The sequence below is a fragment of the Kaistia algarum genome, assembly GCF_026343945.1.
Classification (GTDB): Bacteria; Pseudomonadota; Alphaproteobacteria; order Rhizobiales; family Kaistiaceae; genus Kaistia; species Kaistia algarum.
Genome location: NZ_JAPKNJ010000002.1, coordinates 671,792 through 691,369, shown reverse-complemented (window position 1 = coordinate 691,369; position 19,578 = coordinate 671,792). Strand labels below are relative to the sequence as shown.

18 protein-coding genes are annotated in these 19,578 nt (G+C 64.0%); 14 read left to right on the top strand and 4 right to left on the bottom strand.

Features of this window, described 5'->3' with window-relative positions; genetic code table 11:
- Window positions 1–159 precede the first annotated feature (159 nt).
- The 4 genes from serS to OSH05_RS16460 all read left to right on the top strand — a co-directional run bounded on the left by serS (window position 160) and on the right by OSH05_RS16460 (window position 5,025).
- Window positions 160–1,623, top strand: a complete 1,464-nt coding sequence (serS, locus tag OSH05_RS16475; RefSeq protein WP_104219151.1) for a serine--tRNA ligase — start codon at window positions 160–162, stop codon at window positions 1,621–1,623.
- Between the two features lie 188 nt (window positions 1,624–1,811).
- Entirely contained in the window at window positions 1,812–2,570 is a 759-nt protein-coding gene (gene surE / locus OSH05_RS16470; RefSeq protein ID WP_104219150.1) for a 5'/3'-nucleotidase SurE, read from the top strand.
- A gap of 223 nt (window positions 2,571–2,793) precedes the next feature.
- Window positions 2,794–3,477 carry a protein-L-isoaspartate(D-aspartate) O-methyltransferase gene (locus OSH05_RS16465; protein ID WP_266352610.1) on the top strand — a complete coding sequence of 228 codons (684 nt, stop codon included), beginning with the start codon at window positions 2,794–2,796 and terminating at the stop codon, window positions 3,475–3,477.
- Between the two features lie 228 nt (window positions 3,478–3,705).
- Window positions 3,706–5,025 (top strand): peptidoglycan DD-metalloendopeptidase family protein, encoded by a 1,320-nt coding sequence (locus OSH05_RS16460; protein ID WP_165801584.1) that lies wholly within the window; start codon window positions 3,706–3,708, stop codon window positions 5,023–5,025.
- Between the two features lie 192 nt (window positions 5,026–5,217).
- Here OSH05_RS16460 and OSH05_RS16455 read toward each other — a convergent pair whose 3' ends face one another.
- Entirely contained in the window at window positions 5,218–6,105 is an 888-nt protein-coding gene (locus OSH05_RS16455) for an ATP-binding protein (protein WP_104219147.1), read from the bottom strand.
- 198 nt (window positions 6,106–6,303) lie between these two features.
- Between OSH05_RS16455 and yajC the strand changes: the two genes are divergently transcribed.
- The 5 genes from yajC to OSH05_RS16430 are packed head-to-tail and all read left to right on the top strand — an operon-like array spanning window position 6,304 to window position 10,583.
- Window positions 6,304–6,645 (top strand): preprotein translocase subunit YajC, encoded by a 342-nt coding sequence (gene yajC, locus OSH05_RS16450; RefSeq protein ID WP_104219146.1) that lies wholly within the window; start codon window positions 6,304–6,306, stop codon window positions 6,643–6,645.
- 53 nt (window positions 6,646–6,698) lie between these two features.
- Complete coding sequence (gene secD, locus OSH05_RS16445) at window positions 6,699–8,309, top strand: protein translocase subunit SecD (RefSeq protein ID WP_104219145.1); 1,611 nt, start codon at window positions 6,699–6,701, stop codon at window positions 8,307–8,309.
- 23 nt (window positions 8,310–8,332) lie between these two features.
- The gene (gene secF, locus OSH05_RS16440; RefSeq protein WP_104219144.1) at window positions 8,333–9,316 is read left to right on the top strand and encodes a protein translocase subunit SecF; all 984 of its coding nucleotides are present in this window, start codon (window positions 8,333–8,335) and stop codon (window positions 9,314–9,316) included.
- Between the two features lie 7 nt (window positions 9,317–9,323).
- On the top strand, window positions 9,324–9,728 hold the full coding sequence (locus tag OSH05_RS16435; protein ID WP_104219143.1) for an Mth938-like domain-containing protein: 405 nt from the start codon (window positions 9,324–9,326) through the stop codon (window positions 9,726–9,728).
- Window positions 9,729–9,740: 12 nt separating this feature from the next.
- On the top strand, window positions 9,741–10,583 hold the full coding sequence (locus OSH05_RS16430; RefSeq protein WP_104219142.1) for a phytoene/squalene synthase family protein: 843 nt from the start codon (window positions 9,741–9,743) through the stop codon (window positions 10,581–10,583).
- Here the strand turns inward: OSH05_RS16430 and OSH05_RS16425 are convergent.
- The 3 genes from OSH05_RS16425 to OSH05_RS16415 form a co-directional block, all read right to left on the bottom strand.
- On the bottom strand, window positions 10,580–12,346 hold the full coding sequence (locus tag OSH05_RS16425) for a B12-binding domain-containing radical SAM protein (RefSeq protein ID WP_104219141.1): 1,767 nt from the start codon (window positions 12,344–12,346) through the stop codon (window positions 10,580–10,582). The genes OSH05_RS16430 and OSH05_RS16425 overlap by 4 nt on opposite strands.
- Before the next feature lie 372 nt (window positions 12,347–12,718).
- On the bottom strand, window positions 12,719–14,119 hold the full coding sequence (gene trmFO / locus OSH05_RS16420; protein WP_104219306.1) for a methylenetetrahydrofolate--tRNA-(uracil(54)-C(5))-methyltransferase (FADH(2)-oxidizing) TrmFO: 1,401 nt from the start codon (window positions 14,117–14,119) through the stop codon (window positions 12,719–12,721).
- A 190-nt stretch (window positions 14,120–14,309) separates the two neighbouring features.
- Window positions 14,310–14,456 carry a DUF1127 domain-containing protein gene (locus tag OSH05_RS16415; protein ID WP_104219305.1) on the bottom strand — a complete coding sequence of 49 codons (147 nt, stop codon included), beginning with the start codon at window positions 14,454–14,456 and terminating at the stop codon, window positions 14,310–14,312.
- A 287-nt stretch (window positions 14,457–14,743) separates the two neighbouring features.
- On the opposite strand from OSH05_RS16415, the gene OSH05_RS16410 reads away from it, so the two are divergent.
- The 5 genes from OSH05_RS16410 to OSH05_RS16390 all read left to right on the top strand — a co-directional run bounded on the left by OSH05_RS16410 (window position 14,744) and on the right by OSH05_RS16390 (window position 19,378).
- Window positions 14,744–15,355, top strand: a complete 612-nt coding sequence (locus OSH05_RS16410; protein WP_133163109.1) for a hypothetical protein — start codon at window positions 14,744–14,746, stop codon at window positions 15,353–15,355.
- 97 nt (window positions 15,356–15,452) lie between these two features.
- The gene (locus tag OSH05_RS16405) at window positions 15,453–16,292 is read left to right on the top strand and encodes an SHOCT domain-containing protein (protein ID WP_104219139.1); all 840 of its coding nucleotides are present in this window, start codon (window positions 15,453–15,455) and stop codon (window positions 16,290–16,292) included.
- A gap of 259 nt (window positions 16,293–16,551) precedes the next feature.
- Complete coding sequence (locus OSH05_RS16400) at window positions 16,552–17,496, top strand: substrate-binding domain-containing protein (protein WP_104219138.1); 945 nt, start codon at window positions 16,552–16,554, stop codon at window positions 17,494–17,496.
- 117 nt (window positions 17,497–17,613) lie between these two features.
- Window positions 17,614–18,600, top strand: coding sequence for an ABC transporter permease (locus OSH05_RS16395; RefSeq protein ID WP_104219137.1), 987 nt, complete (start codon window positions 17,614–17,616; stop codon window positions 18,598–18,600).
- Window positions 18,601–18,604: 4 nt separating this feature from the next.
- Window positions 18,605–19,378: an ATP-binding cassette domain-containing protein gene (locus OSH05_RS16390; RefSeq protein WP_104219136.1), complete on the top strand. Its 774-nt coding sequence runs from the start codon at window positions 18,605–18,607 to the stop codon at window positions 19,376–19,378.
- Window positions 19,379–19,578: the final 200 nt, after the last annotated feature.

Sequence of the window (19,578 nt, the reverse complement as noted above, 5' to 3'; positions counted from 1 at the left end):
TCCCCGAAAACGCGAGAGCGTTTTCAACCCTCCCTCAAGGGGAGGGTTGAAGATCGGGGCGGTTCCGGCGGCTGCCTTCCCCGCCTTCACGGTTGATCCTTCCGCCTTTCGCCACTATCGCTCTTCCGGCCACCCGGACCGAAAGACGAAGACCCGATCATGCTCGACATTAAATGGATCCGCGAGAACCCCGCCGCGTTCGACCGCGCACTGTCGCATCGTGGCGCGCCGCCTTCGGCGGAAGTGATCCTCGGCCTCGACGAAGAGCGCCGCGCCCATGTCCAGAAGGTGCAGGCGGCGCAGGAGCGGCGGAACTCGGCGTCCAAGGAAATCGGCAAGGCCAAGGGCGCCAAGGACGAGGAAACCGCCGCGCGGCTGATGGCCGAAGTTGGCGAGATCAAGGAGTTCCTCTCCCACGCCGAGGAGAAGGAGCGCGAACTCGACAAAGCGCTGAACGACCTTCTGGCGACGATCCCCAATGTTCCGCTCGACGACGTCCCGATCGGCCGCGACGAGCACGACAATGTCGAGAAGCTGATCTCCGGCCAGAAGCGGCCTTACGATTTCGAGCCGAAAGAGCATTTCGAGATCGGTGTCGCGACGAAGCTGATGGATTTCGAGACGGCGGCGAAGATATCCGGCAGCCGCTTCGTCGTGCTCAAGGGCCAATTGGCGCGGATGGAACGAGCGCTCGGCCAGTTCATGCTCGACCTGCATACGGGCGAGCATGGATACACAGAGGTCCAGCCGCCGCTCTTGGTGCGCGACGACGCGCTCTACGGCACGGGCCAGTTGCCGAAGTTCAGACAAGACCTATTTTCTGCCTTCACCCCGATCGATGATGATCTGCTGTTCGACAATTTGTCGGCGGACTCCAGGGCCAATCCTGAGCCGATCACACGATTGGCTCTTGCAAAGCTGGCCGGCAAGGCGGGCGACGAGCAAGGGAGTCTTGGCAGCCCTTCTCTGCCGATGGATGATTTCGTCAAGCTCAGGGAGCAGTTGCCCATTGGCTCTCGTTGGCTCATCCCCACCGCCGAAGTCCCCCTGACCAACCTAGTCCGCGAATCCATCCTCGACGAGAAGGAACTCCCCCTGCGCTTCACAGCGCTGACGCCGTGCTTCCGTTCGGAGGCTGGCTCCGCCGGGCGCGATACGCGCGGCATGCTGCGGCAGCATCAATTCGACAAGGTCGAGTTGGTCTCGATCACCACGCCGGAGACATCTGTCGGCGAGCATGAGCGCATGCTGGGTTGCGCCGAGGAAGTGCTGAAGCGGCTCGACCTGCATTACCGCGTGGTGACGCTCTGCACGGGCGACATGGGCTTCGGCGCGCAGAAGACCTACGACATTGAGGTCTGGCTGCCGGGCCAGAAGGCTTATCGCGAGATTTCGTCGGTGTCGGTCTGCGGCGATTTCCAGGCCCGCCGGATGGAGGCGCGCTACCGCCCCAGCGAGGGCAAGGGCACGCGCTTCGTCCATACGCTGAACGGCTCGGGCACGGCGGTCGGACGCTGCCTGATCGCGGTGATGGAGACCTACCAGAACGAAGACGGCAGCGTCACGGTCCCGTCGGCGCTGAAGCCCTATATGGGCGGGCTGGAGAAGGTCTCCGCTTCCTGAGCCCTCCCCTTGAGGGAGGGACGAAGGCGCGAAGCGGCTTCGGGGAGGGGCTAGCTGCGGCAAAGCCGAAGCTAGCTTCTTTCCCCAACGAAGCGACCCCTCCCCAAAACCGCTCTCGCGGTTTTGACCCTCCCTCAGGGGAGGGTTCAGATCGCGCCCCGAATGATACCGAATGAAGGACCCCTCCCATGCGCATCCTGATCACCAATGACGACGGCATTCACGCGCCGGGCCTGCAGGTCCTGGAACGCATCGCCCGCACGCTGTCGGACGATGTCTATGTCGTGGCGCCCGAAACCGATCAGTCGGGGCTGGCACATTCGCTGACGCTGAACGAGCCGCTGCGCCTGCGCGAGATCGACGAGCGCCATTTCGCCGTGCGCGGCACGCCAACGGACTGCGTGATCATGGCCGTGCACAAGGTGCTGGGCGGCAAGCCGGATGTTGTCCTTTCCGGCGTCAATTCCGGCCAGAACGCGGCCGACGATGTCACCTATTCGGGAACGGTCGCGGCGGCGATCGAGGGTACGCTGCTCGGCATCCGCTCGATCGCGCTCAGCCAGACCTTCGCCTATGCCGACGCCAAGCGCGTCATTCCCTGGGAAACGGCGGAGCAGCATGCGCCGGCGATTCTCGAAAAGCTGATCGGTATCGAACCGAAGCGCGGCGTTCTCTACAACATCAACTTCCCGAACCGCGCCCCCGGCGACGTCACGGGCGTCGAAGTCACGGCGCAGGGCATGGTCAGCCACGGCCTGTCGATCGACGAGCGCCATGATGGCCGCGGCAATCCCTATTTCTGGCTGCGCCACCAGCGCGTCGTCGAAACCCATGCCGAGGGAACGGATATTCACGCCATCGGCGAGGGCGCGATCTCGGTGACGCCGCTTCGTCTCGACATGACCGCCTATGACGAGGCGCACGGCCTGCGTGCGCTCTTCGGTTGAGGGGCTAACCACGCGTTTACCAGGATGGGTGCATGACTGCGCTTCGTAAGGCGAGGGCGCGTAGCGTATGGCACTCGGAGCGGTTCGGATTACGGGATTCCTGCGCGGCGTGGCCGGGCTGTCCCGTCAGGAATATAGCGAAGAGCCAAGGCATGAGCCGGGCTTGCTCGAGCCGGGCGTGCGCATCGAGAGGGCGCCACGAGCGGCCGAGCCGGCGCCTAACATGCGCGCGCCGAAGGTTCCCTTCCCGATCGAAGCCGATAATGGCGAGATGATTCCGATCGCGGAGTTCCTTTTGAAGGCGCGCCAGATCGGCATCACCGATCGCCGCATCCTGGCCGCCATCGAATCCGTGCCGCGCCCGATCTTCCTCGACGGAGACGCCCGCTTCGGCCCGCTCTATGCCGAGCGCCCGCAGCCGATCGCCTGCGGCCAGCTGACGACCCCGCCGCTGGTCATCGCGCGGCTGCTGATGGCGCTGGGAGCCGGGGAGGGCGACCGCGTGCTGGAGATCGGTACGGGCACTGGCTATCTCTCGGCGGTGCTGTCGCGGCTGTCGCGCCGCGTCTATACGCTCGATCGCTTTCGCACGCTGGTGACCGCGGCGCAGTCGCGCTTCGCCTCGCTGCGCATCGAGAACGTCACCTCCATCTTCGCCGACGGCACGGCGGGTTGGCCCGACAAATCGCCTTTCGACCGCATCGTCGCCACCGCTTCGGCGCCGAGCGTGCCGCCGGCCTTCGTCGAGCAGCTTTCGACGACCGGGGTTCTGATCATGCCGATCGGACCTGCGGACGGCATTCAGAGGCTGACGCGCTTCGAGCGGATCGACCGGCAATTGGTGGCGACGCCGATTTGCGATGTGCGGCTGTTGCCGTTCATCGCGGGCAGGGCGCAGCGGCTCTGATCGTCGGTTCCTTAGCCGAAAAAGCCGTACCCCCGCCGCCGAAATGTCCCGATCCCTGCGAGATCATTTGCAAATCCGCCGGCCACTGCACCGCGTTTAAGCGTTTATAAACGTTACTGCTGTCTATTCGTGAGCATTGGTGATGTGGCGTCGCGAGTGACATAGATGCGTAACAGCGTTCTTTCTCTTCGGACCCGGACTCTCAGTCAGGTAGCTGCGGTCTCCCTGATGGCGGGGCTCCTGGCAGCTTGCGGCAGCGATACGTCGAAGTTCGGTATTCCGATGTTCACCGGAAGTACCACGAACCAGAAGGCGATCATCGGCGGCGACCAGCCCATGCCGCCGCAGCCCGCGGCCTATACCCCTCCCGTCCAGCGCTCCGATCTGCCTCCGCCTGCCCCGCAGCCCATGCTGCCCGGCACCTCGGCTTCGGCGGCTGCCTCGGCAGGATCGGCAGCCGTCGCCTCAGTGGCTTCCCATGCGGCGGCGAATGGCAAGGGCGCCTGGACGACAGCCGGCGCCACGGTCGTGACGCTCGGTCAGGGCGAAACGCTCTCCTCGCTTTCCCGTCGCTATGGCGTTCCGGTCAAGGAACTCGCCAAGGCCAACGGCATCTCCGACCCCTCGCAGGTCGTCTCCGGCATGCGCATCTCGATCCCGACCTATGGTGTCGCGGGTGGAGAGGCGAAGTCGGCGACCGAGCCGAAGCTGGCATCCGCGCCAGCCGCTGGCGAGGCGGGCGCGCTCGGATCGCTGCATGTCGTGACGGCGGGCCAGACGCTCTCCTCGATCGCTCGCCTCTACAATGTCACCCCGACCGAACTGGCCGCGGCGAACGACATGTCGTCGAGCAATCAGCTCCGCGCCGGTCAGAAGATCAAGATCCCCGGCCATTCCCAGAATACGCCGGTCGCCACGCTGCCCGATCCGGCACGGCGCGAGGATCAGGCGAAGGGCGAGGAAGCCGGCAAGGACAAGCTGGCGGCCGGCCAGGCCGCGGCTCCCGGCGGCGCAACGTCGCCCGAGACAACCGCTTCGATCGCTCCATCGGGCGCTGCGGACGCCGCCAAGGAAATGTCGGGTGCCCCCGACAAGCCGCAGGCGGCTGCCTATGCGCCGGCGGATGGCGGTACGGCCGACGCAGCCGTTGCGGATGCCGGTTCGACGAATGGCACGACGTTCCGCTGGCCGGTTCGTGGCCGCATCATCGGGTCGTTTGGCGCCTCGCCGACCGGCGAGAAGAATGACGGCATCAATCTCGCGGTTCCGGAAGGCACCTCGATCAAAGCGGTCGAAGCCGGCACGGTCATCTATGCGGGCAACGAGCTCGAAGGTTATGGCCAGCTGGTGCTGATCCGCCATGCCGATGGCTGGGTCTCGGCCTATGCCCATAACAGCCAGATCCTGGTCAAGCGCGGCGACACGGTCCGCCGCGGCCAGATCATCTCGCGCGCCGGTGCCACGGGCTCGGTCAGTGCCCCGCAGCTGCATTTCGAGCTGCGCAAGGGCTCGAAGCCGGTCAACCCGCTGGATTATCTCCAGACCTGATCTTCCTTGAGCCCTCCCCTTGAGGGAGGGCCGAAGGCGCGAAGCGGCTTCGGGGAGGGGCTAGCGTCTGCAGAGCCGAAGCGTTCTCCTCTTCCCGACGAAGCGACCCTTCCCCAAAACCGCTTGCGCGGTTTTGGCCCTCCCTCAAGGGGAGGGCTCAAGCGGAGGTTACGATCCGCCGCTCCCCCGCGATCACCGCCCCAACGCCACTCCCAACCTGCCGGCGAGATCCAGAATGAATTGCCAGGCGACGCGGCCCGAGCGAGCGCCGCGCGTCGTCGACCATTCCAGCGCCTCGGCATCCAGTTGCGCCGCGTCCATCTTCAGGCCGAAATGATCAGCATAGCCATGGACCATGGCGAGATAGTCGTCCTGGCTGCATTTGTGGAAGCCGAGCCAAAGGCCGAAGCGGTCTGACAGCGACACCTTCTCCTCGACCGCCTCATGCGGGTTGATCGCCGTCGAGCGCTCATTCTCCATCATATCGCGCGGCAGCAGATGCCGCCGGTTCGATGTCGCATAGAAGACGATGTTCTCGGGCCTTCCTTCGACGCCGCCGTCCAGAGCCGCCTTCAGCGACTTGTAGGACGTATCGTCATTGTCGAAGGAGAGATCGTCGCAAAACAGGATGAAGCGGCGATCGAGGTCGCGCAGCTTGACCATCAGTTCCGGCAGGCTGTCGATATCCTCGCGGTGGATTTCGACGAGCTTCAGCGGATGGCCGCCGGGCAGGGTGGCTGGGTCCAGATTGATATGGGCATGCGCCGCCTTGACGAGCGAGCTCTTGCCCATGCCGCGCGCGCCCCAGAGCAGGACGTTGTTGGCGGGCAGCCCGCGCGCGAAGCGCTCGGTATTATCGTTCAGGATGTCGCGGACGCGGTCGATGCCCTTCAGCAGCACCATGTCGACACGGTTGACCTTCTTGACGGGCTGCAGCGTGCCGCTCGCGGCATGCCAGACGAACGCGTCGGCGGCATCGACGTCGAGCGGCGGGCGGGCCGGCGGAACGGCGCGCTCGATCAGGGCGATCAGGCGGTCGAGCCTTTCGGCGAGCGGCGTCAGGTCCGGTTCGGCGGGCATCGGGACGTTCCTCTTGGCGAATGCGAAGGCGAGGTGGGGTCCTGCGGTATCATGCGCGACACGGCATTTGCAAAGGGTGATGGCGCCGCTATAGTCCGCGCCGTTTCGCAGGCCGCTGTCTCGCCCTATGTGAGGACCGGCGCCAGTCGATGCGCTTAGTCATTCGTCCCTCGGGTCGGACATTCATAGGGAAGCCAGATGTTCATTACGGAAGCCTTTGCCCAGACCGCGGCCGCGGGTTCGCCCGGCGGCATGGACATGATCATTCAGTTCGTGCCGTTCATCTTCGTCTTCGCGATCATGTGGTTCCTCATGATCCGTCCGCAGCGCCAGAAGGCGAAGCAGCATCAGGAGATGATCAAGAACGTGCGTCGCGGTGACACCATCGTCATGACCGGTGGCCTGATCGGCAAGATTGCGAAGGTCGTCGACGACAGCGAGCTTCTGCTTGAAGTCGGCGAGAACGTCCGTGTCCGCGTCTCCCGCGGTTCCATTGCCGATGTTCGCGCCAAGGGCGAACCGGTCAAGGAAGGCGAATAATCCTTCTCCCCAACACGGCCGGTTAAACGGCCGGACCTACGGAAGCGGTTTCCATGCTCCATTTCACGCGCTGGAAGATGGTGTTGATCCTGGGCACAGTGCTCATCGGGATCCTCCTCGCGGTGCCCAATCTGTTCTCCAAGGAAACCGTCGATTCCTGGCCGAGTTGGGTGCCCAAGCGCCAGCTCGTCCTCGGCCTCGACCTTCAGGGCGGCTCCTATCTGCTGTATCAGGTCGACCGGCAGGACTATGTGCAGAAGCGCCTGCGCACGCTCGTCGGCGAAATCCGCAAGGTGATGCTGGAAGAGCCGCGCATCGGCTATTCGGGTCTCGGCGTACAAGGGCAGGGGGTGCAGCTGCGCATCCGCGACGTCTCCCAGCTCGATCTCGTCCGCAAGCGCCTGGAGCCGCTCCGCAATCCGCTGAGCAATTCGATCCTGAGCGGTGTCGCCGTCAACGAGTTCGACCTGACCGTCGGTAGCGACGGCCTTGTCCAGATGAACTATTCGGAGGCGGGCCTTGCGCAGCGCATCCGCCAGATCGTCGATCAGTCGATCGAGGTCATCGCCCGCCGCATCGACCAGCTTGGCACGGTCGAGCCGTCAATCCAGCGCCAGGGCGAAGACCGCATCCTCGTCGAGGCTCCCGGTCTCGGCGATCCCGAGCGCTTGAAATCGCTCGTCGGCCAGACGGCACAGCTCACCTTCCACCTGGTCGATTCGAGCGTGGCTCCAGGTCAGAGCGCCGATCAGGCGCGCAAGCCTGGGACGATTCTCGTGCCCTCCAACGAGCCGGGCGGTCCGACCTATGTGCTGGAGGAGTCGCCGCTTCTGACCGGCGAGGACCTGACCGACGCTCAGGCCTCATTCGACCAGCGCTCCAACGAGCCGACGGTGTCGTTCCGCCTGACGACGGGCGGTGCACGCACCTTCGGCGACGTGACGCAGAAGAACGTCAACCGCGCCTTCGCCATCGTCCTCGATGACAAGGTGATCTCCGCGCCGGTCATCCGCGAGCCGATCCTTGGCGGCTCCGGCCAGATCAGCGGCAGCTTCACGATCCAGACAGCGAACGATCTCGCCATCCTGCTCCGCGCCGGCTCGCTGCCAGCCAAGCTGACCATCGTTGAGGAGCGCAATATCGGACCCGGCCTCGGCGCCGATTCGATCCGCGCCGGCAAGATCGCCTCGATCATCGCCACCGCGGCGGTCTGCGCCTTCATGGTGGCGACCTATGGCGTGCTCGGCTGGATCGCCAACATTGCCGTGCTCGTCAACGTCATCCTGATCTTCGCGATCGTAACATTGCTCGGCGCGACTTTGTCGTTGCCCGGCATCGCCGGCGTGATCATCACGGTGGGTACCGCCGTCGATTCGAACGTGCTGATCTATGAACGCATCCGCGAGGAGTTCCGACAGGGACGCTCCGCGATCGCCGCCATCGATGCGGGCTTCCACCGAGCACTCGGCACCATTCTCGATGCCAACGTCACGACGCTCATAGCGGCCCTGGTGCTGTTCTATCTGGGCTCCGGCCCGATCCGCGGCTTCGCGGTGACGCACGCCATCGGCGTCGCGACCACCATCTTCACCGCCTTCACCTTCACGCGACTTCTGGTCGCGATGTGGGTGCGCTGGCGCCGTCCGACCACGATCTCGCTCTGAGCGCGGCAAGAAGGACTTAAGACATGCGCCATCTTCGCCTCGTTCCAGACAATACCAAGATCCCGTTCATGCGCATGCGGCGCTGGACGTTCCCGATTGCCGCGCTCTTGTCGCTCGCCTCGATCGTGCTGTTCATCGTCGTCGGGCCGAATTACGGCATCGACTTCCTGGGCGGCACGGTCATCGAGATCCAGACCAAGGAGCAGCATCCCGACCTGACCGCGCTGCGCAGCAAGCTGAATGCCCTCGACCTCGGCGACGTTCAGGTGCAGACGATCGGCGACGACAACTCGATCCTGATCCGCGTCGGCCAGCAAGCCGGCGGCGAGACGGCGCAGCAGGAAGCGATCGGCAAGGTCCGCGCCGCCCTCGCCGACCAGGCCGAGTTCCGCCGGACCGAGATCGTCGGTCCGCGCGTCTCAGGCGAACTCGCCTGGAACGGCGCCCTCGCCATGATCGTCACCTTCCTGGCGATCGCGATCTATGTGTGGTTCCGCTTCGAGTGGCAGTTTGCGGTCGGCAGTATCATTTCGGCCGCCAATGTCGTGATCATGACCTTCGGCTTCTATGTGGTGACGCAGCACGAATTCAATCTGACGTCGCTCGCCGCGATCCTGACCACGGTCGGCTATTCGCTGAACGACACGGTCGTGGTCTATGATCGAATCCGCGAGACGCTGCGCAAATACAAGAAGATCCCTCTGGGCGATCTGATCGACCGCGCCATCAACGACATGCTTGGCCGTACCGTGATCACGACGATGACGACGCTCATCGCGTTGTTCTCGCTCTACATTTTCGGCGGCGAGGTCATCCGGGCGTTCACGCTGGCCATGATCTTCGGCGTCTGCGCGGCGATCTTCTCGTCGATCTGCGTCGCTGCACCCGTGCTGATTTACTTCAAGCTCCGGCCCGACCAGATGGACGACAAGCCGGAAGAGGATCCGTCCAAGTCGGCAGCCAACGCCATGGCCAAGCAGACTGGCAAGGGCGCGCAGAAGGCCTAACGCAGCGATGGCTCTGTTCCAGCGGCCGCCGCCGCTCGTCGTTCGCGATCAGCACCTGCCGCGGCAGGTACCGATCGAGGCTTATGGCGATTTCGGCTTCCGCTTTGAGGGAATGACGCATTCCGGCTCGTTGCTCTGCCTGCCGAGCGGCATTCACGGCTGGCAGGTGGAGCAGCCCGCCGAGATCGACTCGGAGGCCCTGGCGTCGATCCTGGATCAGGCATCGGCGATCGATGTCCTGATCATCGGGACGGGCCGTGATATCGCGCCGTTTCCCCCGGCGCTCCGAGCGGCGTTGCGCGAGGCCGGTATCGGGCTCGAGGTGATGGGAACCGTGCCGGCAATCCGCACCTACAACATCCTCCTCGCCGAAGGGCGGCCCGTCGCCGCGGCCCTGATCGCGATCACCTGACCGGAGGCCGGCATGGACGTATTCGCCCATTGTGCCGCCGAAGTCCGCCAGCATGACCGCGAGCGTTTCCTCGCCGATCTGTTCGCGCCAGAGGCGCCACGGCGGCATCTGTTCGCGCTTCATGCCTTCAATCTGGAAATCGCGCGCGTGCGCGAACTGGTTTCCGAGCCGATGCCTGGGGAGATCCGCCTGCAATGGTGGCGCGATCTCCTGACCGGCCAGGCGACGGGCGATGCTGCCGGCCATCCTGTCGCCGCGGCGGTCCTGGAGACATTGTCGTTGAACGGATTGCCGGCCGACGCACTGGACCGGCTGATCGAGGCGCGAATCTTCGATCTCTACAATGATCCGATGCCGAGCCTCGCCGATCTGGAGGGCTATGCCGGCGAGACGAGTTCGGTACTCGTCCAGTATGGCGCGATGATCCTCGCCGGAGGTCGCGATCCCGGCACGGCCGACGCGGCCGGTCATTCCGGCGTGGCGCTCGCCATCACCGGATTGCTGCGCGCACTGCCGATCCACGCCCGCCGCCGCCAGCTCTATCTCCCGGCCGATCTCCTGCAGGCCGAGGGAGTCGTGAGCGAAGACATCTTCGCTGGCCGCACCACACCGGAATTGTTGCGGCTGCTGAAAACGATGCGCGATATCGCCCAGGACCATCTGGGCCGTGCCCGCGCCGCGCTCGCATCCGCCGAAACAGCCGTGTTGCCCGCCTTCCTGCCGCTAGCGCTGGTCGAGCCGGTGCTGGCAAGGATGGAACGCCCTGACTATGCGCCGCTTGCCACAACGGTGGATCTGGCACCCTGGCGCAGCCAATGGATGCTCTGGCGTGCCGCGCGGCGCGGAAGGGTTTAGGCGCTGGCCGCCGCGCCGTGATGCGTCAACTCGTCGATCCGGTGCGCATGCTGGACGGCGTGCTTGGCCGCTTCGTTCTGGTTGAACATTTCCAGCTTGTCCGTGTCATCATCAGCGACCGGCGTCAGCGCCTCGTCCATATATTCCTTGCGCTTCGGGTCGGCCTCAATGGCGCGACGCTGGCGCTCGAGCTTCCAGAGAAGGAAGACCAGCTTCGACGTCTTGGCGACGAGGTTCCACGCCTCGCGCGGATAAAACTTCCAGGCCGGCTCGATCGCCATGCCCGGTCGGCGGTCGAAGCGGTTGCGGAACCGGATCACGCCGCCCTGCAGCGGATGGACGTTTTCGATCGAAACCGACGTTGAGAACCAGATCAGCAGCTTGGCGATGCTCTTGGTGCGCACACCCGTCGCCGCCGCGCGCTTCAGCACGGTGAGCATGTGTTCTGGCGTATAGAACAGCGACCACGCCTCGCGGTAGATGTCCTCCCACTCCGTCTGGCTCATCTTCGGATGGGCTGTGACGGCGTGTTCAAGGTCGTATTTGTTCAGATCGCCATCCATCGCCACGCCCTTGCGGAACAGGCCCTGGTGGTCCTCGGAACCGGGCAGGGGAGTGAGGAAGAAAAACTCCAGGATATCGAGCGGCAATTCGCGCTGCACGATCTGGATGTCGCGGCGAATGCTCTCGGCCGTATCGGCCGGGAAGCCGAGAATATAGCCGGCATAGGTGATGATGCCCTGGCCCTTCCAGGCGAGCAGCATGGAGCGATATTCCGTGATCTTGTTCTGGCGCTTCTTGGCACCCATCAGATTGTCGGGATTGATGTTCTCCAGCCCGATGAAGACACGGCTGACCCCGGCGCGCTTGCACTTCTCGATGAAGTTCGGAATCTTGTGGCAGAGCGTGTCGACCTGCACCATGAGGCCGATCCACAGCCCCTCGCGTTCGCGCATCTCGATGATGCGGTCCAGGATGATCTCCCAGTCGCGATTGCGGGCGAAATTATCGTCTGTGATGAAGTAGTTGTGGATGCCCTGCGCAAGGTTCTCGCGGATCAGCTTCTCCACATCGTCCGGCGATCGGCGGCGCGACTTGCGCCCCTGCACGTTGATGATGGTGCAGAACGAGCATTGGAACGGACAGCCGCGGCCGGCATCGAAGCTGGTGTTGCCGCCGAGCGTCTTGGTCACGTAGCTCGCCGGCAGGAACGGCGGCGGGGTGCCCTCGATGCTCGGCAGGTCGTTCATGTAATTGTAGAGCGGCTTCAGCGTGCCATTGGCGGCGTCGATCAGCACCTGGTCGAGCCGATCTTCCGCTTCGCCGGCGAACAGGCTGATGCCGAGATCGAGCGCCTGCTGCAGGTCGACATGCAGGTCCGGCAGCATGGCGAGACAGCCGGAAACATGGAAACCGCCCATCGCCACCGGAATGCCGGCGTCGCGGAAGGGCTTCGCTAGATCGAGCGAGTGTGGATACTGGTTCGATTGAACGCCGACAAGGCCGATCAGGCCGAAATTGCCGTTCTTGCGAAAGCTCGCGACGATCGCTGGAACGTCGACGCGCGTATTGGTCTCGTCGATCGCAACGATCTCGATCTCGACGTTCTCGCCCAGCACGCGGCGCGCGTTCGAGTCGAGGGCCAATCCGAACAGGCTGGCGAGCGAGTTCGATGGGATCATCGATCGAAACCAGCGGATGACGTAGCCGTCGTCGTCGTAGTGGGAAGGCTTGATGAGCACCAGCTTGAAGATGCGGCTCATCGGATCACCGGTTTCGTGGGGCTCATGCGACCCTCCAACGGGGGCGCCGCAGCGGCTACCCGTTATCCACAATCTAGGCAATGCAGCAGCATTCGGCAACCGCGCGCGGCAGAAACGGCGCAGCACGGCGACGAATCGAGAGAAGGCTTCGGAGAATCGTTAGACCTATGAAGGGTGCCGAACGAATTAGTCGACCGTATGACAGGCTGATCCGCAAGACGTATCCGTCGCCGGTGAAACAAGCCTGGAGCGAATCAAGTTCGGGAATCGTCTCTGCAGTTCGATGACGGCTTCTTTGGTGTGAGCGACGAATAACGTCTCGTTTCGTCTTCGCGCTCACAAAGCATCAGGACGAGGGTCGGGCCGCGGGCTTTATTCCGCAGCTTGTGCAACGGCCTCGGCGAGCCATTGCGCGGCGTCGGCGCGGGCACGCCCTGTCAACGCCCGCTTCTTCGCCAGCGTCTTCTCGGCGCCGCGCAGTCGCTGGCCCGGTACCTTCGGCACATCCACCGGCGGGAACAGCCCAAAATTGACGTTCATCGGCTGGAAAGACCGCGTCGGCCCATCCTCGGCGACAAGATGGCCGCCGGTGATATGTCCCAGCAGGGCGCCGAAGGCGGTCGTGGCCGGCGGCGGGGACAGCGCTTCGCCGAGGCGCTCGGCGACGGCGAAGCGGCCGGCGAGAAGACCGATCGACGCCGATTCGACATAGCCCTCGCAACCCGTGATCTGCCCGGCAAAGCGCAGCCTCGGCATCGCCTTGAGGCGAAGCGTCGGGTCGAGCAGCTTGGGCGAGTTCAGGAAGGTATTGCGGTGCAATCCGCCGAGCCGGGCGAATTCTGCGTTCTGCAGCCCCGGAATCATGCGCAGGACCGCCGTCTGGGCGGCATATTTCAGCTTGGTCTGGAAGCCGACGATATTATAGAGCGTGCCCAGCGCATTATCCTGGCGCAACTGGACGATTGCATAGGCCTTGACTGTCGGGTTGTTCGGATTGGTGAGGCCGACCGGCTTCATCGGGCCATAGCGCAGTGTCTCGCGGCCGCGCGCCGCCATGATCTCGATCGGCAGGCAGCCGTCGAAATAGGGCGTGTTCGCTTCCCATTCCTTGAACTCGGTCTTGTCGCCTGCGATCAGCGCGTCGACGAAGGCGTTGTACTCGTCTTCCGTCATCGGGCAGTTCAGATAGTCGGCGCCCGTGCCGCCCGGACCCGGCTTGTCATAGCGCGACTGGAACCAGGCGATGGATCGATCGATCGAATCGAAATGCACGATCGGAGCGATCGCATCGAAGAAGGCGAGCGAATCCTCGCCCGTGACGCCGCGGATGGCCTCGGCGAGCGCAGCGGACGTCAGCGGCCCCGTGGCGACGATGACATTGTCCCAATCCTCGGGCGGAAGGCCGGCGACTTCGTCGCGGTCGATCGTTACCAGAGGATGGCTTTCCAGCGCGGCGGTGACGGCCTGAGAGAAGCCTTCGCGGTCGACGGCGAGAGCGCCGCCCGCCGGCACCTGATGCGTATCGCCCATCTTCATGATGAGCGAATCCGCCATGCGCATCTCGGCATGCAGCAGGCCGACAGCATTGGCCTCGGCATCGTCGGAGCGGAATGAGTTTGAGCAGACGAGTTCGGCGAGGCCGTCCGTCTTGTGCGCGTCGGTGCCGCGAACGGGCCGCATCTCGTGCAGGACAACGGGAACGCCACGGCGGGCGATCTGCCAGGCGGCTTCGGAACCGGCGAGACCGCCGCCGACGATATGGATCGGTTTCATCATGGCGCGGACATTATGGCGCGCGCGGCGCATCGGCAACGGTGTACCGAAAGCCCAAAAAAGAAAACGCCCGTCGGGGAGGAGGTCGACGGGCGTTCTCTTGAGTGGCGGTCAGCGAGGGAGGAGGTTCGCTTTCCGCCGTATCGCCGGGACGAGGGAGGAGGTTCGTCCTGGGCGAATTTGAATTGTCTTAGTAACCGACCGACTGCTTGGCGATCTGGTTGATGTCGGCGCGGTTGATGCCGAGATCGTTCAGTTCGCGAACCGACAGGCGGCTCAGCTCATTGTACGTCTCGCGATACTTGCGCCAGTTCTTGTAGTTAGCCATGAGGTTCAGGGCCATGATGATCTTCCTTCGACTTCGATTTTGCGGGAAGAGCGGTTGCTCTTCTGTGCTTCACTGCTCTTGATGATGTGAAGATAGGCCCGACCTCATTTAATGAGCAGTCCGAAAAATCGCATGGCAGCGATGCGTGTGATGCACAGCAGCATTAATGCAGGCAGTCGTGTTGCAACGCACCATTAAGGTCTGCGGCGCTGATGTGGTGAGGCGATGGCGACGTTTCCAGACGCCGCTAGCCAGCGCCGGTGCCGGCGTCTACGCTTCCTGCAGGAGGAGCGACAATGCCGAAAACGAAGCTAGCGCGACGTGGGCGACTGGCGCCAGTGATGATGCTCGCGGGCTCGCTGATCCTTTCGGTGCTGCCGTATTCTGCAGTCGCCGCCGAGACGGGGACCGTGATCCGCTATTGTCACGGCTATGGCTGCGCGATGCGCTCGCCGGTGCGCCTTTCGGGCGGCGATCTGGCCACTCTGCGCCGCATGCTGGCGAGCGGCAGTGGCAGTCCAAGCGCCGAGCGCGCCGCGATTGGCCGGGCCGACCAATGGTTCGAGCGCCTGGCTGGCCGGCAGACCGGGACATCGAAGGACGGCGCCAAGGACGTCTACCAGCTGTTCACGCCGCCATCCGAAATCGACTGCGTCGACGAGGCGACCAATACGACGACGCTGCTGAATCTCATCCAGAGCCGGGGCTGGCTCCGTCATCACAAGGTCGGATCGATCGACCGTCGCGGCTTTCTCGTCGACGGCCGATACCCGCATCACACGGCGACGATCCGCGACAAGTCGAGCGGCGTCGTCTGGGTGGTCGACAGTTGGGTGCGCGCCAATGGTGAGCCACCGGATATCAAGCCCCTCTCGGTCTGGAAGGACGAGGGCGGGCTTCGCGGCTGATCCCACCGCTGGCCGGGCTGGGGTCGCCGATCGCGATTCCATCCGTCTTCGCGTCACCCTATGGTGATACGCAACGCCGTCATGAGAAGGAACGACCATGCTGGAACTCACCGAGGACGGCCGCCGCATCGTCGACGAATTGTCGGCCCGCCATCAATTGAGCACCGACGCCGTCGTCACGCTCCTTCGCGCGTTGGCGGCCGGGAACGGCATGCAGGCCCAGTTCAACCATTATGAGCTCGGCGGCATGGGGCAATGGTCGCAGGGCGGCATGATCATGATCGGCGACATGTTCAACAACGCCCTCAAATACCGTGTGGACAGCCTCGCGAACGAGTTGTCCGGGCTGCTGCGCGCGCAAACTCTGCTGAAGCCCGTGTCGACGCCGCAATATGGCTCACTAAGCGGGCGCGAGGGCGTCAGCCTGTTCGTGCCCGGTGGCGGCTTCTCAGCCGGCAACTGGCCGGCGGAGCTCGGCCAGCCGGGATCTGCCGGGTCTCAGAACGACCTGCACTATGCCTATTTCCCCGACAGTCGCCGCCTCGCCATCCGCAAGGGTGGCCACATCACGCTCTATGATACCGGTGAGCATGCGATCGGCGGTTTCTCGCAGGCGCAGAGCGGCGACCAGTCGCTGACCTTCTCCAGCCAATATGGCGTCGTCCGCGTCGCCGACCTACCGGTCGTGCCGTCCGAGGCGCAGACTCTCGAGCCGTCGGCGGCGGTCGCGGCTGAGGCCGTGCCTGCAGGCAACGCAGATGCCGCGCCGTCCATGACCTGGCAGCCTGCTGTGGAAGAGACGCTGCAGCCGTCTCCAGCGCCTGGCAGCGATGACATCTTCGCCAAGATCGAGCGTCTCGCTGAGCTGCGCCAGAAGGGCATACTGAGCGAGACGGAATTCTCGCAAAAGAAGGCTGAGCTGCTCGCAAGGCTCTGATCGCCGAGCCGGCGCCCAGCCCCCCGTGCCTCGTCGACAAGACCAGTGCGGCGCGCCATCTCAATCGATTGAAATTATACGACCCTCAACGAATCCACTCGTTGAGTGCGACCTTCGCTTGTGTCAGTCTGCCGCAGTGCCCTCCGCATTGCGGTGGGTCCGGGAGGAGACCGGTCATCGCCCTTCGCAGTATGGCAGGAGGCCGTACTGTGCGCGGCGAAGCTTTGCCGGCGCAACGAAAAGAATACATTGGGAGGCAATGGAAGTGTTCAAGAAGCTGACTCTCGCTTTGTCCGCGGCCGTGCTGGCGATCGCCATGCCGCTCGCCGCCGAAGCCAAGACATTCTATTGGGTTTCGCATGGCGGACCCGCCGATCCGGTGTGGACCTATTTCCTCGCCGGTGCCAAGCAGTGGGCGACCGACACGGGCAACACGGTGAACACGTCGTTCCATAATGGCGACGTCGCGTCGCAGCAGGAGGCGGTGCGTGCCGCGATCGCTGCCAAGGCCGACGGCATCGTGACGACCAGCCCAGATCCGGGCAGCCTGATCGAGATCGCCAAGGAGGCCAACGCCGCCAAGATCCCGATCATCAATTTCAACACCCCCGATCCGAAGGCCAGCTTCGACGCCTATGTCGGTGGCGACAACGTCACCTTCGGCAAGCATTGGGCCCAGTATCTCGTCGATAAGGGCCTGATCAAGAAGGGCGATCACGTCTGGATGCCGGTCGAGATCCCGGGCGCCACCTATGGCGTGCAGGAAGAAGAAGGCATCAAGAGCGTGCTCGAGCCGCTCGGCATCACCTATGAAGTGACCGAGGCGACCCTTGACCAGGCCGAGGCCATCAACCGCATGGTCGACTACCTCACCACCAACAAGGGCAAGATCACCGCGATCATCGGCCTTGGCGATCTGGTGACCGGCTCGATCAAGCGCGTCTTCGACCAGGTCGGCGTCAAGCCGGGCGAAATTCCGGTCGTCGGCTGGGGCAATTCGCTCGATACCACCCAGGAAGTGCTGACCGGCTACGTCAATGCCGGTCAGTGGCAGGACCCGCAGGCGACCAGCTATGTAGCGCTGTCGCTCGCCAACATGGCCGCCAGCGGCATTCCTCCGGGCTTCAACGTCATCACCGGCGCGCTGTACGAGAAGGACACCGCGCAGGTCTATGACGACATCCTGTCCGGCAAGCAGAAGTAATCCGCAGATCGATCGGCGCGGCGGCTCTGGCCGTCGCGCCTTTTCGTCCGATCGCTCGATCCGCTGAAAGCGCGGATGCGAGGAGCGCCGGTCCTTTCAACATCGTGCGGATTCATCGTGGAAAACCGATCCCTTCTTCAACGCCTGATCGCCAAGCCCGAATTCGGACCGCTCGTTTTGCTGGTCGTCGAAGTCGCCGTTTTCTGGTCGATCAATCACGACTTCCTCTCGCCGCTCAACATCTCGAACACGCTCGCCTTCACGGTCGAACTTGGGCTCATTGCGCTCGCCATGACGCTGCTGATGACGTCGGGTGAATTCGACCTATCGGTCGGCTCGCTGTTCGGCTTCTCGCCGGTGCTGATGTGGACGCTGTTCAACGCCGGTATAATGCCGCTGGAGGCCGGCTTCGTGACGGCGCTGGTGATCGCGGCGATCATCGGGCTGGTCAATGGCTGGTTCGTGACCCAGCTCAAGATTCCATCCTTCCTCGTCACGCTCGGCATGCTGCTCGTCGTGCGCGGCACGGCCCTGTTCGTGACTGACGGCTTCCCGCAGCGCACCTGGAGCGCCGGCGGCAGCTGGCTGGCGGAGATCCTCGTCGGCGACTTCTATGTCGGCCCCTTCCGCATCTACGCCTCGCTGTTCTGGTTTATCGCGGCGGCATTCATCCTCGGCTACGTGCTCACCAAGTCTCGCACCGGCAACTGGATCCAGGCGGCCGGCGGCAATCCGGGTGCGGCGCGCGCCCGCGGCGTTCCGGTCGACCGGGTCAAGATCGGCCTGTTCATGCTGTCCTCGGTCATGGCGGCGCTCGCCGGGATCATCTCGTCGATCCGCACATCGGCGGCCAATCCGAACAGCGGCACCGGCTATGAACTCGAAGTCATCGCCATGGTCGTCATCGGCGGCACCGCGCTGACCGGCGGACGCGGCACGATCATCGGAACCGTGATCGGCATCCTGATCCTGCGCATCATGCGCAATGGCATCGTGCTCATCGGCGTGCCGGGGCTCGCCTACAACATCTTCATCGGCGCGATCATCCTCGGGATGATGGCTCTGCATTCATGGCTGGAACGCCGGCATCAGGCGGGGACGTGATAGAATGGCCGAACCTTTGATCCGGATGACGAACATCCGCAAATCCTACGGGCGGGTCCAGGCGCTCGAAGGTGTGAATTTCCATGTCAACGAGAGCGAGATCGTCGGCCTGCTCGGCGATAACGGCGCCGGCAAGTCGACGCTCATCAAGGTGCTTTCGGGCGCTGTGCCGCTGACCAGCGGCGATATCCATGTCCGCGGCAAGAAGGTCGCCTTCCGCTCGACGAGCGACGCCATTGCTGCCGGCATCGAGACCATCTACCAGGACTCGGCGCTCGTCACGCAGCTGTCGATCGCCCGTAACCTCTTCCTCGGCCGTGAGCCGATCAAAGGCCCGCGCTTCCTGAACCGCATGGATCAGGATGAGATGAACAAGGTGGCGGACGCGCTGTTGAAGCAGGTCGGCATCTCAAAGAACATTCCGCCGACGACGCCGATCGGCTCGCTATCGGGCGGCGAGCGCCAAGCCGTGGCCATAGCGAGAGCCATGCACTTCGACAGCGATCTCATCATCCTCGACGAGCCGACCAACAACCTCGGCGTCGCCGAGACGCAGGGCGTGCTCCGTTTCGTACGCAATGCGCGCGATTCCGGTCATTCCTGCATCTTCATCGCCCACAACATCCACCATGTTTTCCAGGTGGTGGACCGCATCGTCGTCATGCGACGCGGCAAGGTCGTCGCTGACGACATTGATCCGAAGAAGACGTCAGTTTCGGCAGTCGAGGATGTGATCACCGGCATGTCGGAGCTGTCGGGCGCTGCGGGACATCATTGAAGGAGACGGTAAGGGACGTTCGGGGGACCGCGTCTGCGAGAGCGCTTAGCCCGACGACCCTTGACCGCCGCGCGCACGTCGATGCGATGCTATCCGTATGGAGCCTCGGTATATCGTTGACGAGGCCGCGGCTGACCCGGCAGTCTTACTGGTCAAGCGGACCGGTCGCTCCGACTGAGGCTTCGCGGCAACGTCGGTCA

What these genes read in the sequence shown, in the direction of transcription:
- serS (WP_104219151.1), top strand. Translation starts at nt 160, where the DNA reads ATGCTCGACATTAAATGGATCCGCGAGAACCCCGCCGCGTTCGACCGC.
- surE (WP_104219150.1), top strand. Translation starts at nt 1,812, where the DNA reads ATGCGCATCCTGATCACCAATGACGACGGCATTCACGCGCCGGGCCTG.
- OSH05_RS16465 (WP_266352610.1), top strand. Translation starts at nt 2,794, where the DNA reads ATGCGCGCGCCGAAGGTTCCCTTCCCGATCGAAGCCGATAATGGCGAG.
- OSH05_RS16460 (WP_165801584.1), top strand. Translation starts at nt 3,706, where the DNA reads ATGGCGGGGCTCCTGGCAGCTTGCGGCAGCGATACGTCGAAGTTCGGT.
- OSH05_RS16455 (WP_104219147.1), bottom strand. Translation starts at nt 6,105, where the DNA reads ATGCCCGCCGAACCGGACCTGACGCCGCTCGCCGAAAGGCTCGACCGC.
- yajC (WP_104219146.1), top strand. Translation starts at nt 6,304, where the DNA reads ATGTTCATTACGGAAGCCTTTGCCCAGACCGCGGCCGCGGGTTCGCCC.
- secD (WP_104219145.1), top strand. Translation starts at nt 6,699, where the DNA reads ATGCTCCATTTCACGCGCTGGAAGATGGTGTTGATCCTGGGCACAGTG.
- secF (WP_104219144.1), top strand. Translation starts at nt 8,333, where the DNA reads ATGCGCCATCTTCGCCTCGTTCCAGACAATACCAAGATCCCGTTCATG.
- OSH05_RS16435 (WP_104219143.1), top strand. Translation starts at nt 9,324, where the DNA reads ATGGCTCTGTTCCAGCGGCCGCCGCCGCTCGTCGTTCGCGATCAGCAC.
- OSH05_RS16430 (WP_104219142.1), top strand. Translation starts at nt 9,741, where the DNA reads ATGGACGTATTCGCCCATTGTGCCGCCGAAGTCCGCCAGCATGACCGC.
- OSH05_RS16425 (WP_104219141.1), bottom strand. Translation starts at nt 12,346, where the DNA reads ATGAGCCGCATCTTCAAGCTGGTGCTCATCAAGCCTTCCCACTACGAC.
- trmFO (WP_104219306.1), bottom strand. Translation starts at nt 14,119, where the DNA reads ATGAAACCGATCCATATCGTCGGCGGCGGTCTCGCCGGTTCCGAAGCC.
- OSH05_RS16410 (WP_133163109.1), top strand. Translation starts at nt 14,744, where the DNA reads ATGCCGAAAACGAAGCTAGCGCGACGTGGGCGACTGGCGCCAGTGATG.
- OSH05_RS16405 (WP_104219139.1), top strand. Translation starts at nt 15,453, where the DNA reads ATGCTGGAACTCACCGAGGACGGCCGCCGCATCGTCGACGAATTGTCG.
- OSH05_RS16400 (WP_104219138.1), top strand. Translation starts at nt 16,552, where the DNA reads ATGGAAGTGTTCAAGAAGCTGACTCTCGCTTTGTCCGCGGCCGTGCTG.
- OSH05_RS16390 (WP_104219136.1), top strand. Translation starts at nt 18,605, where the DNA reads ATGGCCGAACCTTTGATCCGGATGACGAACATCCGCAAATCCTACGGG.